Origin of the sequence: Pararhizobium qamdonense, from assembly GCF_029277445.1 — a bacterium.
In the GTDB taxonomy this organism is placed as follows: domain Bacteria; phylum Pseudomonadota; class Alphaproteobacteria; order Rhizobiales; family Rhizobiaceae; genus Pararhizobium; species Pararhizobium qamdonense.
In genome coordinates this window covers 77,297-92,401 of sequence record NZ_CP119568.1, presented here as the reverse complement: position 1 = coordinate 92,401, position 15,105 = coordinate 77,297, and the positions used below count along the sequence as shown (strand labels likewise).

General features: G+C 59.4%; 10 protein-coding genes and 4 pseudogenes. 3 read left to right on the top strand and 11 right to left on the bottom strand.

What is annotated here, in order from left to right; genetic code table 11:
- Nucleotides 1-122: 122 nt before the first annotated feature.
- From PYR65_RS30625 to PYR65_RS25765, 6 genes and pseudogenes are all read right to left on the bottom strand, one after another.
- Nucleotides 123-1,997, bottom strand: a pseudogene (locus PYR65_RS30625) (helicase-related protein); the annotation flags it as partial.
- Nucleotides 1,997-3,388: pseudogene (locus tag PYR65_RS30620) on the bottom strand (N-6 DNA methylase); the annotation flags it as partial. The pseudogenes PYR65_RS30625 and PYR65_RS30620, both read right to left, overlap by 1 nt.
- A 98-nt stretch (nt 3,389-3,486) precedes the next feature.
- Nucleotides 3,487-4,092: a DUF1419 domain-containing protein gene (locus tag PYR65_RS25780; RefSeq protein ID WP_276122176.1), complete on the bottom strand. Its 606-nt coding sequence runs from the start codon at nt 4,090-4,092 to the stop codon at nt 3,487-3,489.
- 130 nt (nt 4,093-4,222) lie between these two features.
- Nucleotides 4,223-5,158 (bottom strand): DUF3991 and toprim domain-containing protein, encoded by a 936-nt coding sequence (locus tag PYR65_RS25775; RefSeq protein ID WP_276122355.1) that lies wholly within the window; start codon nt 5,156-5,158, stop codon nt 4,223-4,225.
- Nucleotides 5,159-5,333: 175 nt separating this feature from the next.
- A complete protein-coding gene (locus tag PYR65_RS25770; RefSeq protein ID WP_276122175.1) occupies nt 5,334-5,513 on the bottom strand; it encodes a hypothetical protein in 180 nt (59 codons plus the stop codon).
- A 606-nt stretch (nt 5,514-6,119) separates the two neighbouring features.
- Nucleotides 6,120-6,776, bottom strand: a complete 657-nt coding sequence (locus PYR65_RS25765; RefSeq protein ID WP_276122174.1) for a hypothetical protein — start codon at nt 6,774-6,776, stop codon at nt 6,120-6,122.
- Between the two features lie 91 nt (nt 6,777-6,867).
- On the opposite strand from PYR65_RS25765, the gene PYR65_RS25760 reads away from it, so the two are divergent.
- Together PYR65_RS25760 and PYR65_RS25755 are read left to right on the top strand one after the other, a co-directional pair.
- On the top strand, nt 6,868-7,575 hold the full coding sequence (locus PYR65_RS25760) for an SOS response-associated peptidase (RefSeq protein ID WP_276122172.1): 708 nt from the start codon (nt 6,868-6,870) through the stop codon (nt 7,573-7,575).
- Nucleotides 7,576-7,582: 7 nt separating this feature from the next.
- Nucleotides 7,583-7,906 (top strand): hypothetical protein, encoded by a 324-nt coding sequence (locus PYR65_RS25755; protein WP_276122170.1) that lies wholly within the window; start codon nt 7,583-7,585, stop codon nt 7,904-7,906.
- An 80-nt stretch (nt 7,907-7,986) separates the two neighbouring features.
- On the opposite strand, the pseudogene PYR65_RS25750 reads toward PYR65_RS25755, so the two are convergent.
- From PYR65_RS25750 to PYR65_RS25735, 4 genes and pseudogenes are all read right to left on the bottom strand, one after another.
- A pseudogene (locus PYR65_RS25750) lies at nt 7,987-8,250 on the bottom strand (hypothetical protein); the annotation flags it as partial.
- A 46-nt stretch (nt 8,251-8,296) separates the two neighbouring features.
- Nucleotides 8,297-11,556: pseudogene (locus PYR65_RS25745) on the bottom strand (error-prone DNA polymerase).
- Nucleotides 11,553-13,064, bottom strand: coding sequence for a Y-family DNA polymerase (locus PYR65_RS25740; RefSeq protein ID WP_276122169.1), 1,512 nt, complete (start codon nt 13,062-13,064; stop codon nt 11,553-11,555). Before PYR65_RS25740 ends, PYR65_RS25745 begins: the two are co-directional and overlap by 4 nt.
- The gene (locus tag PYR65_RS25735) at nt 12,985-13,734 is read right to left on the bottom strand and encodes an ImuA family protein (RefSeq protein ID WP_276122168.1); all 750 of its coding nucleotides are present in this window, start codon (nt 13,732-13,734) and stop codon (nt 12,985-12,987) included. Before PYR65_RS25735 ends, PYR65_RS25740 begins: the two co-directional genes overlap by 80 nt.
- 289 nt (nt 13,735-14,023) lie before the next feature.
- On the opposite strand from PYR65_RS25735, the gene PYR65_RS25730 reads away from it, so the two are divergent.
- Nucleotides 14,024-14,278, top strand: a complete 255-nt coding sequence (locus PYR65_RS25730) for a hypothetical protein (protein WP_276122167.1) — start codon at nt 14,024-14,026, stop codon at nt 14,276-14,278.
- A gap of 56 nt (nt 14,279-14,334) precedes the next feature.
- On the opposite strand, the gene xth is transcribed toward PYR65_RS25730, so the two are convergent.
- Complete coding sequence (xth, locus tag PYR65_RS25725; protein WP_276122166.1) at nt 14,335-15,099, bottom strand: exodeoxyribonuclease III; 765 nt, start codon at nt 15,097-15,099, stop codon at nt 14,335-14,337.
- Nucleotides 15,100-15,105: the final 6 nt, after the last annotated feature.

Sequence of the window (15,105 nt, the reverse complement as noted above, 5' to 3'; positions counted from 1 at the left end):
TCACAACCCGGACAGTTTCAAACGCGCGGCAATCGCCACTGCAGGAAACCATCGAAACGGGTGATGACCAATAGATGTGTATGGTCCGACCCCGTTTCAAGTGACGGTGAATATACCGCAGTTTACGCGGCTTCCTGGCGATCCTCCTCTGGTTCATCGGCTGTTGTCGCAAGATCCCTTTCGATCTCGTCCAGTTGGCCCAGCTTGAGTTCAAGTTCGGCTTCGAATGAGAAGCTTTCACCCAAACGTGGCGTGTAGGAGGTGAGCCGACGTTTCGCATCGGCGAGACGAATGCGATGGCTCTCTCGTTCCTGTTCAAACCCGCCAAGCGCATGTTCGAGCCGGGAGATCGCGCCGATCGGCGTGGTGGTGACGGCCAAATCGATCTCGTAGCCTCCACCTGTGCGTTGGAGCAGGGTGTCATAGCGATAACCATCCTTGCCAAACCGTTCGCCCTGATAGGCGAGATCGAAGCCGCCGATGGTGGCGATGATCACCTCTTTCTCCTGCTGAAGCTGAACCAGCGTCAGGATTTCCTTCATCAGCGCACGGCCCGCGAGCTTTCGCTCGTCAAGTTCGGCCCTTCCGACCTGCATCGTGAATGCGTCGCCAATGGTTGGGACCAGACGGTCGATGTCCTTTCCCACATCCTCGATCCGGCAGCTGGATAACTCGATATCCCGTTCGGCGTCGCGGATCTGGCGCCGGATAGCATGCTGGTCGTCGATATGGGCGGCGCGCAAGCGATCGAGGCGGGCGATCTCGGCCTCCAGTCCCGCCTTCTGCATGAGGCGTTCGTCGCCGGATGCGATGGCTTTGGCCATGGCGAACTGGTTGGCCTGTCCCTCGCCCATGTCCTCCAGCCGGCGGACGCTAGTGTCGCCGGACAGTGCAGCCGCGATGAAGCGGGCCTTGCGCTCATTGTTCTGCCACATGGTGGCATCGAGGCTGCCGAGCGTCGCATAGGCGAACACATCGACTTCGTCATGCTGATTGCCCTGGCGAACAATACGGCCTTCACGCTGCTCGATCTGCGATGGCAACCACGGCACATCAAGGTGATGGAGCGCCTTCAACCGGGCCTGGACATTGACGCCGGTGCCCATGGTTTTGGACGAGCCGATCAGCACGCGGACCTTGCCGGCATTGAAGTCGTTGAACAGCCGCTGCTTGGCGTCCGACTTCTTGTAATCCTGCATAAACGCGATCTCGGTAGTCGGCACGCCAAGCCGCACCAGCTCATCGCGGATCCAGCGATAAGCCGAGAACCCGCGCGTCGCCTCGACATTGATCGTGCCGAGATCGGAGAAGATGAGCTGGCCAGCGCCCGGCCGGTCGAACGGCTTGCCGTCCTTGCGACGATACTCCGCCTCTCCCGTTTCCTGCCAGATCCGGTGGGTGTTCGTGACAAGTGCATTCAGCTTGTTGGCGGTCTCATTGCTCATAGCCTGATCGACCAGGCGCAGATCGATGGCGGCGTGACGACCGTCAGTGATGACCGAGAGCAGGATGTCGTCGCCGGGCTTGGCCGGACCATCGCGCATCTCGATCGCCTTGATCCGCGCGTCCAGCTGTTTCTGGTAGGACTTGAAAGCGGCCGTCGGCTCGGCGGTGACGATTTGGCGCTTGCCGCCGGAGACCTCCGGCACTTTCACATATGTTTTCAGATCGACCGGCAGCACGACGTCGGCGAACGACCGGAACATGGCAATCAGTTCCGGCACGTTGACGAACTGGCTGAATCGCGTGACCGGTTTGTATTAGCCGGACGGTTGAAGCTCGAGTTCGGTCGAGGTATCGCCGAAGGTCGACGCCCAGGCATCGAACTCATGCAGACCACGTTCCGACAACGCCTCTGGATCCATCCGCTGCACGGAGAACATCTCGCCAAGCGTGTTGGTGATCGGCGTGCCCGACGCCAGCACCAGCGCCCTGCCGGGGTTCTTCGTCTCGATGAACCGGGATTTGACGAACAGGTCCCAGGCACGCTGTGAACCTTGCCGATGAAATAGCTGCCTTCGCGAACCTTGGGATCATCCGGGCGCTCCGCCACGGCTTCCGCGACTTCGTCCTCAAGGGCGAAGTCAATTGTGGAGGCCTCACCGTCATAGATATCAGCTGGTAGCTGGCTGATCGCGGAGTTCAAGATCGTTTCGAGGTCATCGTTAAAAGGAAGGCATGTATAGGCTTCGCCGAACGGACCTGACGTGACTGCATGCCGTCCCAGCACCATGTCGGAATGATTGGCGTACCAGCTGTTGATACGGACGCTGTCGCCCTCACCTGCCACCTTTACATCCGCGAGATTGACCCATCTGTCGTCTCCAGCCTGCTCGTCGGCGCGGCGCTTCCGGAAGAAGAGGAGATCGACGACAACATCCGTGCCTGCGTCAGCGCGAAAGCTGCCTTCGGGGAGGCGGATCGCGCCAACGAGATCGGCCATGCCAGCGATGTGTTCGCGGGCACGGGCGTCGGCCTTGTCCATGGTGCCGGACGAGGTCACAAAGGCAGCAAGCCCGCCAGGCTTCAGGCGGTGGATGGACTTGGTGATGAAATAATCATGCAGCCGGAAGCCGAGAGAGCGGAAAGCCGGATCGCTCCGCACTGTCCGATCCGAAAACGGCGGGTTGCCAATCGCCAGATCGAAATGCGCAGGCAACTCCACCCGCGAGAAATCACTTGTGATGATCCTGGCCCGTGGTTGCAGCAATCGGACAATCCGGGCGGTGACCGGATCAAGCTCGACGCCCGTGACGTGGCTGGTGCGGGAGAGCGCATCCGGCATCAGGGCAGGAAACATGCCCGTGCCGATGCCCGGCTCGAGGATCCGTCCCCCCTGGAAGCCCATACGGATTAAACCTGCCCAGATGGCACGAACGATAAACTCCGGTGTGAAGTGGGCATATTGGGTACAGCGCGCCAGAGATGCGTAGTCTCCTACCGCGACGGCGCTCTCAAGATTGCCGCCGAGCTCCTCCCAGCCTTTGCGAAACACCATGTCGCCCGGACGTCGGAATATGCCGTTGGCCAGGTCCGAGGCACCGAAGCTGGTGAACTTGATCAACCTCGCCTGCTGGTCAGGTCGGGCCGGCAGGCCCTGACGCTCTACCTCGTTGGCCAGTAGGATCGCGGCGATATTGTCACGCGCACGGTCACGCCAGGATTTCGCAAGACCGCGAGAACCCTGCAGCCGGAAATTGGCCATCGTCCGTATCGGCGGTGCGGGCTTCGGTTCTTTGCGGACCGTAGCGGCCATCGCCGGCGTCGATGGCGGCGGGTCGAGATCGGCCCCGAACTCTGCTGCAAAACCCGGCACACCGAGATCGAAGCTGGATGAGAGAGCTGTATTGCCAAACAGGTCGATGGTGAAAGGGTCGTTTTGCGCCATTGGAAAACTCCTGTAACTGGGCGCGCCGAGGCACACCCGCTGTTGACTGCGGGTGTTGCCAGGACGCGAATGGTTAGATTAGGAAGTGAAGGCTGCCGTCAGGCAGCAATGGTTTCTGGAAGGAGACGGAACTGCACCGGCAGTTTTGCGGCGATCTCCTCGTCGGTCAGATCGTCGAGCAGCTTCCAGATCTTGCCGTGAGCTGAGGGATAGACGAGCACGGTCTGGCGATTGCGCAGATCGGCTGGAAAGCGAGCGTCGGCATAGCCGCGGAAATCCGGACTGGTCGCGCTCCAGATATGATCGAGCTTTTCCTGTCGGTTCATGGCACGCACCGGCCGGGATTCGCGGGTGATGATCTCGGCGCGCATCCGGTCGGGCGACTGACGATCGCTCAGATCGCAATAGCCGTGAAACCAGCGGGAGCGATCATCGATCGTCAGCGCGAAAAAGACACTGGTGACGCTGGCGGCCAAAAATTCGCGCATGGCGAAGATATCACCGCGATAGAACAGCGGCGGCAGAATTTCGAACATGTGGTCGTGTTCGGCTTCTGATATCTCAAACCACTCGCCGATATATCGCGTGCCATTTATCCTGTTATCGTCGAACGGCGATTGGCTATGGCGATTGAACAGGGCGTACATTTCGTGGCGGCTGGCGACGCCTTCGAACACTTTACGAATTGCTGGAGAAACGAACATCTGCGGCTCCTTCGGGGTTACGACTGACGCGAAGCCTGATCGACCTCTCTGTTCAGTCCTTTGATCACCCCTCCTCAGCCGGCGCCTCGTGGGCAGCGGGTCAAGGGCCGCAGTCAGGCGGGCGGCAGCTTCACCCTTGATGCGCTGTCCGCGTATGCGGCAGCTCTCCTCTCTCCCTCCTCTCCTTCAATTCCTCATTCCAGTCTTCACATGGCGGCCTCAGTCGCGAGAAATCGCAAGTGGCGCATTCCGCCATCTGGCGCAGGCGATCGGCGAAGACTTCTCCCTGGACATTGTTGTCGGTCGCCGCCACCAGCCACGCGCCATCCCGGGAAGCCAGTTTTTCCAACGCCTGAGCGGTCAACGGCGACCAGCCGCCACCTGTGCTGACATAAAGCGTGTCGGGTCTCGTCTGTTCGATTGCCGCCAGACTGAGCGCGTCGATCGCCGCCTCTGTGACGCAGATCCGACGGGCATCCACCTTTCCAAACCGGAAGAGCGCCTTGGCGCCGCCGGTGGAAAACCCGCGCCAGTCCAGACCGCGCTCCTCCCAGCCGATGACGGCGCCCGCCTCATCGACATGCTTTGCCCACATCGAGCCGTAGGGTCCTTCGCGAAGAACGTCTGCATCGATCGCCGCAGAGATGACCTGCCATGGCAAAGCCCGTCCCTGTCGGAGGTAGTTCCATGTCGCCGATCCGCGCCACGGCCGTTTTCTATGGTTCCAGCGGTCAGCGACCGAAGCCATTGTTTGCGTGCAACCGATAGGTTTTTCCCAGGTCGGTGCGGTTGGCTGAAACGCGACGAGATCGCCAACCATGGTCAGGGCCTCGGCAAAGCCGATCCCACGCAGATAGCTTGCGAGTGCAAACACATCGCCCTTGAAATCCGAACGGGCGTCGAACCAGCCCCTGTCGTCGTGAATTACGATGATGATATCGTCGTCGCGCCGGAATTTGACTGCCCGGCGTGTGCTCTCTTTCCGGTCTATCGCAAAGCCCTCATGCTCAAGCACTGCTGCGCAGCCCACCCGGGTACGCAACTTTTCGATGTCATTCTTTTCCATATCGCCACCTTTAGCTTTCCTGACTTTTCGGACTGGCAGCGCCCAGGCCGCGAAGATGGAAGCGCGCAAGGGCGCGGTTCGCAATGTGCAGATCTGCGAGGAAAGTTCGCGGCGAAGCCTCCCTTGCGCGCGCATCAGCGCAAGCGGCACGCCTTCCCCCGAAGGGATGATCGGCTCAATGAGCCGATCCATAGGCAAACGGATCGTATTCGTTGATGATGGCGTCTTCGTCGCCGTCATACTCGGCGGAAGGCATGACGCCGATCTCGCCATCGATTTCGAAGAGGGTGACCGGGACCATCAGGGTCCGGGCAAGATCGAGTGCGTGGTTTTGTGCGAGGCTGCGATCCGACATGTGAGGCTCCATCGGTTGGCGGGGCCAATCCCCGCTCGATGGCGCCCGTTTGATCCGGGCCCGGCCGCGGTCACCTCGGCGGCACAGCCAGAGAGGTCGCAGTAGCTGCGACCCCCCTTGTGGGTTGACCGTCCAAGGACGGGACTGGATTAGGGATGCCAGACAAGAGAGCTGGGTTTGGCAACGCTGGCGGCTGGTGCGACCGTGCGTGCGCCTGACCAAAATCTATTACGCAGATCCACTGCCTGAATGCTCATCTGCTAACGCGCGATGGCGGGAAAAAATCTTCTCTGAGGCAAACGGCGACTTCTGGTGAAATGACTGGAAGGGTGTTGCCGTTGCTCTTATATAGCTCAGCATGGGCAGGAATTCTGACGCGGGGTCGCATAGGTTCTCGCAGGGTGTCTAACCCTGCTGAACTTGACGGAGCCGTCATGTTCACCTATATATCCACTGTGGCATAAAGAGCATTTTGAGTCGGCTTCACCTGTAAATTGGCCCGCTCATGTGGATGGTAAGCTCTACAGGGAGCTTATTTGCAGGACATTAGGTTGGTCTCCGAACCCTTGAGCTAAGGCGACGCTGCTACTGCAATCACACCAGTTTTCAGACCACGGTTCCCACACGGGTGCCGTGGTTTTTTGTTCCTGAGTATGCCGTCACGACAGACCAGAACGTCAGCTCACGCTGCTCTCTCACTTCCAGAATGGCGGTACCCGCCACTGCCCTCACCGCCATGAGACGTATCTTTGTGAAGCTATCCCCACTGTAGAACAATGGCGTTCCGGTGCGAATGATGTGAGCCACGTATTTCGGCACATCGGATTCAAGCAAAAAGCCGAGCTTTTCCATTTCCTTGGTGTGCTCGGCCCATATGTGGCAGGCACCAAATCCCCGATTGGGGCCAAGGTGTTTGCCGCGCAGTAGCCGGATTTCTCCCGACACGATCACGGTGCCCCGGCTATTCATCCCTGGCACCAGGCCGAAGGAAGGCGCACCAGTATTCGGGTTGAGGATTATGGTATTTGGCATAAGGCAGTCGCCCTGATCTTTCGTTTTGAGGGCCGGCCGCAATGAGTCCCGCTCATCGGCAATAAGACACTGACGACACGAAGAAGCAAGGTTTGCCGTCAGATCCGCTATGAGCGCGCTGTTGATGTTACTCCCAGGTTCACCGGGCCAGACAGCATGGATGCCAGTCAGGAATTCACGCGTCGGGGCCAATGCGATGCGCTGCAGCGCTTTGACCGTCGCTCGTTGCATCGAGGCGCGGACCCGATGCAACGAGCGGGCGATGCACAACGTTGATAGTCGAACTGGATATTCTATCTTCATGCCAGCGAGGGGGAATGCGATGTGTAACCTGTACAATCTGACAAGCAATCAGCAGGCTATCCGGGATTTTATCGATATCACCAGATATCGAGAGGGCAATCTGCCTCCCTCCATCAATGTCCACCCCGACCGTCCCGGGCCGATTGTTCGTGTCGATGTCGACGGTGAACGGGAACTGGCGATGTCGGTCTGGGGCATGCCAACCCCGGAAGAGCACCTTGACGGCAAGCCGGACAAGGGCGTCACAAATGTGCGCCAGACATGGATCCCGCACTGGCAGCAATGGCTTGGTGTGGAACACCGTTGCCTTGTGCCGGCCACCGCGTTCAGCGAGTACGAACAAGTGGCCGACCTGGAAACGGGCAAGAAGCCCCTGCGCTGGTTCGTCGTGAACGAAGACCAACCGGTGTTCGCCCTGGCCGGCATTCATACGACATGGACTGGTGCCCGCGGTCCGATCAAAGCACCGCGTGAGGGTGAGCACGATATCTACGCGTTCCTGACGACCAACCCCAATGAGATCGTCAAACCAATCCATCCCAAAGCCATGCCGGTCCTTCTGACAACGAAAGAGGAATGTGAGATCTGGATGACTGCGGACTGGAAGGAGGCCAAGAAGCTCCAGCGACCGCTTCCGGAAGAGAGAATGACGGTTCTGCCGCGATACACGGCGGTCGGCGGCCTTGGCGGGCATCCCAGCCAGACCGCAGACCTGTTTTCCGCGTGAAATCCAAATGTCAAAAGACGAGCAAACATATCCGGACACGCCAGACGGTCGGTACTTCGTGGTGAAAGGGCGGCTCTGGCGCAAAAGCAATCCCGACCTGGATGAAACGAAACGCGTCGAGCTCGTCAACGAACTGATGGCGGCACGTCGGGCCGTTCGCGATGCCAGGCGAGACAAGGACGCAACGGCCGCCGCGCGCAAACGGGTCGATGATGCCAAGATCGCCCTTGGAGAACGAGGGCCAACCTGGTGGGACGATGCGCCGGATTACAATCGCAAGCTTGCCAAAAACACGCCCTATGCCGATTGGTGGGCCAACATAAGCACCTGATCAGTCGCTCTCGGTCCAACGGGAGTTTTGGAAATCGAGACCGCCATTATGCCGCCCGTCGATGATGACGGCCCGATGTTAAAGCCGAGCACGAAGGCCATAACCTTTTCGGATGACATCTCGCACGGCTTTAGCGTCAGGCCCGCGCCTTTTAGTCGATAAAGATTGAAGCTGACAATGTCGGATCCGGCGAGGTCCTCGGCGTAAAGCCAGATGCGGTTACGATCCGCAGAGCGTTTTACGGTCACGCCCCATGCCCGCCCCTCGAACATGCCTTGCGTATAGCCATCGGCAAATCGCTCCAGTGCGCGCTCGAAGGCGTCGTGTGGCGGATCCTTTGTCATTGCCGCAGGATAAGGTGAGACCCGACCACAGACAAGCTGATGACAGTCACTGGAAGTTTCTCGCCTTGACCTTCAAGGTGTCGATATGAAGGTCACGGACAAAAATATCACGGGGTTTCGGTGGCGGTGCCCGGTCTCGTGAATCCCCACTTCCGGCAGAGCCATGGGCAAACTCATCACCGCGGCCCGATGTCAGCCTGAACTCCATGTCTCTGTCCGCAAGGCCGGAGAGATCGCCTGACAAGTCGAGCAACTGCTGGGCGACAAGATGGACGACGTCGCCTTCCCGCTGGATCCGTCCATTGATCGCCATCATCGACGCCCCCAGAACGACCCGGCGCCGCTTCTCAAACAGCTTTGGCCAGACCACGATGTTCGCAGGTCCGGTTTCATCTTCGATCGTGATGAACATCACTCCTTTCGCCGAGCCCGGCTTTTGCCGCACGAGCACCAGTCCCGCCGTCATGACCCAACGACCATCCCGTGCGGTCATGGCCTCCTCGCAGGTCACGATGCTGCGCTTTGCCAAGTCGTTTCGCAGGAACGCAATCGGATGGTCACGAAGGGTCAGCCCGGTATGGCCATAGTCCTCAACCACATTGTGGCCTTCGGTCATCTGCCTGAGCTCGACTTCGGGCTCGTGCTGCTCGGCGATCGTCTGCATCTCCCGATCGGCAGCAGCGGCGAACAAAGGCAGCGGCTCGTCGCGCAACGCCTTGATTGCCCACAGGGCATCGCGTCTCTCAAGATTCAGGGCCGGCCGAAACGCGTCTGCTCTGCAAGTTCGACCAGCGAAGCAGCTGGCACACCCGACCGGCGCCATATGTCGTCGACGGAAGCAAATTCACTGTTCATCTGAGCTGCTACAATCCGGGCGGCGTCCGAGACAGCCAGCCCTCTGACCAGCCGCATGCCCAACCGGACCGCATGTCTCTCGGTATTTCCGATCCGCTCCAGCGTGCAGTCCCAACGGGATTGGTTGACACAGACAGGGCGGATCTCAACGCCATGGGCGCGAGCGCAGCCGACGATCTGGGCGGGGGCATAAAAGCCCATCGGCTGACTATTCAAAAGGGCCGCGCAGAAAACGTCGGGGAAGTGGCACTTCACAAAATTGGACGCATAGGCGATCAGCGCGAAGGAAGCCGCGTGGGATTCCGGAAAGCCATAGGATCCGAACCCCTCGAGCTGGCTGAAGGTCTTTTCAGCGAATTCGGCCGTGTAACCGTTTCGAACCATGCCCGAGACAAGCTTGTCCTTGAACCGGCTGACGCCTCCGGTGAACTTGAACGTCGCCATACTCTTGCGCAACTGATCGGCCTCGCCACCAGTAAACCCGGCGCAGACCATCGCGACCCTCATCGCGCTCTCCTGAAAAAGCGGCACGCCGAGCGTTTTTCCAAGGACAGCTTCCAGTTCCGGCGTCGGATACTCGACCTTTTCCTTGCCCTCCCGCCGGCGCAGGTATGGATGCACCATGTCGCCCTGGATTGGGCCCGGACGCACGATCGCGACCTGGACGACCAAATCGTAAAATGTCCTCGGCTTCAGGCGCGGCAGCATCGCCATCTGCGCCCGGCTCTCGATCTGAAACGTCCCCAGCGTGTCGGCCTTGCGGATCATCGAATAGGTGGCATGATCCTCCTGACGGATTTTGGACAAATCCAGGTCTTCGTCCTTGTGCTCGCAGATAAGTTCGAAGGCTTTGCTCATGCAGGTCAGCATGCCCAAGGCTAACACGTCAACTTTCATGAACTTCAACGCTTCGACGTCGTCTTTATCCCACTCGATAATTTGCCGATCCTTCATGCTGGCCGGCTCAATGGGAACGAGATCGTCAAGGCGGTCATGGGTAAGCACAAAGCCACCCGGATGCTGTCCGAGGTGGCGAGGCGCTCCCATCAATTGCTGCGCCAGCTGCAGAGTCAGCATCAGACGGCGATCATCCGGATTGAGATTGAGCTCTTTCACGTTACGGTCGCTGACTTCTTCCGACCACGACCACATGCCTGACGACAGCGCCTTGATCAAATCTTCTGGCAGGCCCAGCGCCTTGCCCACGTCACGGATCGCCCCCTTTGCGCGATAGCGCGTCACGGTCGCGCAGAGTGCCGCCTTTACCTTGCCATAGGTCTTGTAGATCCATTGGATGACTTCCTCGCGCCTTTCGTGTTCAAAATCGACATCAATGTCCGGCGGCTCGTCCCGCTCCTGGCTGACTAAGCGCTCGAAAAGGAGATCGTTCGTCTCAGGATCAATAGAGGTGACGCCAAGAATGTAGCAAACGGCAGAGTTCGCAGCGGACCCACGTCCCTGGCAGAGAATGCCTTGGCTTTGCGCAAACCGCACGATCGAAAACACCGTGAGGAAGTAAGGCGCGTATTTCATCTTGTTGATCAGGTCGAGCTCATGCCGGACGATCTGCAGCGTCTTTGGCGGCAGGCCCTCCGGATAACGATCAGGCACACATTGCCAGACATAATGTTCGAGCGACTCCTGGGCCGATTTTCCGGGAACGATGGCCTCTTCCGGATACTGGTAGGTCAGTTCCTCGAGCGAAAATTTGCAACGATCGACAATCTCCATCGTTCGCCGCAGCGCTTCCGGATAGCGCGGAAAAAGGCGTTCCATCTCCTCGGGCGGCTTGAGATATCTGTCGGCGTGACGTTCACGCTCGAAACCGACCTCGTCGATCGTGGTGTTGTTGCGGATGCAGGTGACGACGTCCTGCAGTTGCCGCCTTGCTGGCTCGTGAAACAGCACATCGTTGGTGATGACGGTCTTCACCCTGCAGCGCGCGGCTATGTTTGATAGGTCATGCAGCCGCAGTTGATCGTTCGGGCGACGCCGCAAGGACAATGACAGGTAGGCGCGATCCCCAAAAATGTCGGCCATCTTGCGAAGCTGAACCGCGCAGGTATCGTCGGCAATGTCAGGGACGAGGATGGCGAGGAGGTCATCCGCATACATCGCGACATCGTTCAGATGCAGGATGCAGTTGTTCTTACCGCCTCGGCTTTTGCCGAGTGTGATCAGTCGGGTCAGCCTTGAATAGGCGGCCCGGTCGGTCGGATAGACCAGGATCGACATGCCGTCAGCCAGATCGAGGCGGCAGCCGACGACCAGCCGCACGCCGGTTTCGCGCGAGGCCTCGAGTGCACGGACAATCCCGGCAAGCGAGTTGCGATCGACAACTCCAATCGCTTCGATACCCAATTGTTTCGCGGTGACAAACAGCTCCTGCGCCGAACTCGCGCCCCTTAGAAAACTGAAATGGGTGGTCACCTGAAGCTCGGCATATCTCATGTGAAAATTCCCTGTACAAACCACTTGTGAGAACCGGTTTCGCCGTCGACACCGTCCCCGGATCGAAAGATCCAGAGGCGCTCGCCTGCATCATCTTCGACGATGAAGTAATCGCGAACGGCAGCCCATTCGGACGTGCGCTGCCACCATTCGCCAAAGATCCGTTCGGGCCCATCAGCGCTTTTGACCCTTCGGCGTTTGCCGCGCCATGTCACGGACACAGGCGGATGGTCCGGCATCAGCGCAATGACCTCGACCAGTTCTGGATGAGCGAGAAGCCGAACCGGGCGCGGCCATTGATGTGACCAGAAGACGTCGACATCGTCAGCGGTAGCGGCAATACGCCGGACGCTGCGCTCCGGGACGTCGGACGCCACTGGAGCCAAGCGGTAGACCCGTTGGCCGCGGTTACCGAAGATGTCCACGAGAGGCGTGAGATCTTCGCCGACATCCTCAATAAACGACGATGCCGTCTGTGTTTCCTCGAGCAACTCAGACATCACGGCCACGAGGGTCAGCTTCTCGATGCCGAACCCGGGATCGATTTTTTCCGTGCGATCCCTGAACAGCTTGGTGAGCCACGCTACATCCCGTGCGGGCTTTGCCATTCCTGCGCGGATCGCCTGACGGGTGTTGTCAACCTTGTCGATAATGAGATCCGCGCGCCGCACGCCGAGCCCTTGTTTCTGAAGTTCGTCGCAAAGCTGGACGACAAGCCGCCCGACATATTTGTCGATCGTCTCGGCTGCCCCGATCGGTTCCTGGAAAGAGCGACTGACCTCAATCTGCTCGGAACTGCGGATGGGGTCGATCGGCTCACCGGCGCGGCCGAACATCTGGTCCAACCGTCGTCCAATCTCAGGCCCGAAGCGAAGCGTGAGCAGCGCCCGCGGTGTCGCTGAAAGCTCCCCAATTGTGCGAAACCCGAGAGTCCTGAGATCGCCAACAGTCTTTTCCGGGAGCCGCAACAGGCCGACGGGCAAGCGCTCGACGGCTCGCACGGTCTCGCCTCTGGGGATGATGACGGTATCCCGGCAGATCGCACGCGCGCAGGCATGAGCGGCGCCCCATGTGTCGGCGATGGCGACACGCGTCATCAGACCCCTGCCCCTGAACAGATTGGCGATGCCCGTCAGCGTTGGAAGCTCCCCGCCCCGAAGGTGATCGGCCCCTTCGGTGTCCATGACGATACCGTCGGAAGCATCGACGGCGACGATGGGCGAATACTGGGTCAACGCCCATAATGTGATCCTTTCGAGTGCCGCAGCATCGGCTCGTGGATCTGCGTCGATCATGAGGAGCCCTTGGAACAGGGCTTGGGCTTTCGCGGCTGGCATGCCAATCCGGACACCTGCCTTCTTTGCAGAAGCATCGGCCGCAGACACCCAGCGTTTCGATCCGCTCTTTGCAATCACGGCAATGGCCTGCTCAACCGGAATGGCGGGATCGGCGCGACGAATGCGATCCGTCGACAGATCGGGAAGGTAGATCGATACGACCCTGGTCATCACACGCTCCAACGATAAACTCAGCACACTCGCCTGCACGCGATCTCATCAACTCCAGCAACCAGGTTGCCCGTCCAACGCCGGGCACGGGCAATGCTACCGACGGCAGCGCGCTTACGCGCCATCTTGTGGTCGACGCGGTCGGCTGGCCAAAATCGTTGGCCTCAGACTGGCGGCGCCATCTGCGAACGACGAGGGCAAGGCTTCCCTTCTTTTCGGCCGCAAGCTGAAGGCGCCTGCTTGCCAACATCGGCAGGCGGACGACTTCCCCCACAACGGCGCCGAGGCCACCATAGGATAAGGCTTCTTCCATGGACGTAAGCACGTCCTCTTGCCTGTCGCCCTCGACAAATATGACCCGGTTTGCATTCAGGCCGGCCTGCGCAAGCGCCGGGAAAAACAGATCCGGTCGCGTCAGACACCAGACGATCTTGCCCTTCGTACGCGCAGCGACCCCGGCAACAAACAGGGCAGCCGCTGCTCCATCGACCGTACCCGCACCACCGCCTGCGAACTCATGGAGCGCACCACGCATAAGACCCCCTCCTGGCAGCATGGTGTCGATTTCGTCAACGCCGAATGGCAGGCAGCCGGATTGCTTCGCAGGGCCACTTTGCAGCGCGATGCGGGTACGAAGATCGGCTATGACGTGCTCTCGCGCAGCCGTCATCGGTCACGGAATCCTCTAGGTTCGTGTTCTCTTCATGGACGACATCATGCCGCTTTTAACAATTGAAGTTCACGTTCTGTTCCTTCATAACCAGAGAGTCAACAGTGTGAAAAATAGGAATATCGTCCTCAACATTTGGGAAAAAATAGATTCGTAAAGCGAATCATACCGATAACATCCACAGACAGGCGTCTGGCATGGTTCAAATAAATTTGGGGACGATGGAATTGCACGACCATGGTTTGAACAACGTCCCTTTGTTACGCCCGATGGTGGGAGCAGAGCAGCGATGAGCCGTGCGAACATTGAAGCGGTGCGTCTGACCTCCACCCTGCGCCAGATCCGCGACCCTGTCATCGACGTGGAGTGTCGACCATGCGGCCGGATGGGAAGCTATGTCAGAGCGGAACTTGTCAAAAAACATGGGGCCGGCATCACGCTCGCGCGCCTGCGGCGGATGTCGGCGCTCGGCTGCGACCGTCTCGTTCATCCCGACGGCGACCAATGCGGGAAAAGCTTTCCATGTCTTGCAAAGTTCAAATAGACCGGACTGTCTGAACAGGGCAACGGACCTCGCCGCCGAACGATCTCCCGACCACGTTAGAGCTCTATCCACACCGGGGCGTGATCGCTCGTATGATCCCAGCCTCTCACCGATTTATCGACGCCATATCGCTTGAGATCTGCGGCGAGCGCCCGGCTCAAGAGGAAATGGTCGATACGAAGACCGGCATCTCGCGCGAAGGCATTTCGGAAATAAGCCCAGAACGTATAAATGCGCTCGTCGGGATGAAGATGCCGGATGGCGTCCGTCCACCCTTGCGCGACCAAGTCGGCATAGGCCGCCTTTACTTCCGGACGAAACAGCGCGTCGTCGGTCCAGCGTTCTGGTTTGTAGACATCAAGGTCGGTGGGCATGACGTTGAAGTCGCCAACCAATGCGACAGGGACGTCCAGCTCCAACAGTTCCGCCGCATAGGACTGCAACCGCTCGAACCAGCGCAGCTTGTAATCGAACTTGGGTCCTGGAGCCGGATTGCCGTTCGGGAGGTAGAGGCAGCCGACGATCATTCCGTCGACGGCCGCCTCGATATACCGACTGTGGCCATCGTCGGGATCGCCGGGAAGGCCACGTCGCGTCTCGATCGGTTCCCTGTCTCGCGCAAGGATAGCCACGCCGTTCCAGGATTTTTGCCCGTGCCAGATCGCGCCGTAGCCGGCGCGTTCAATCTCCTTGCGGGGAAACTTGTCGTTGGGTGTCTTCAGTTCCTGCAGACACACATCCGGCTCTGCCTCCTCAAGCCAGCGGAGCAGCACGTCGAGGCGGCCGTTGATGCCGTTGACATTGTAGGTTGCGAGTTTCACCGAAGG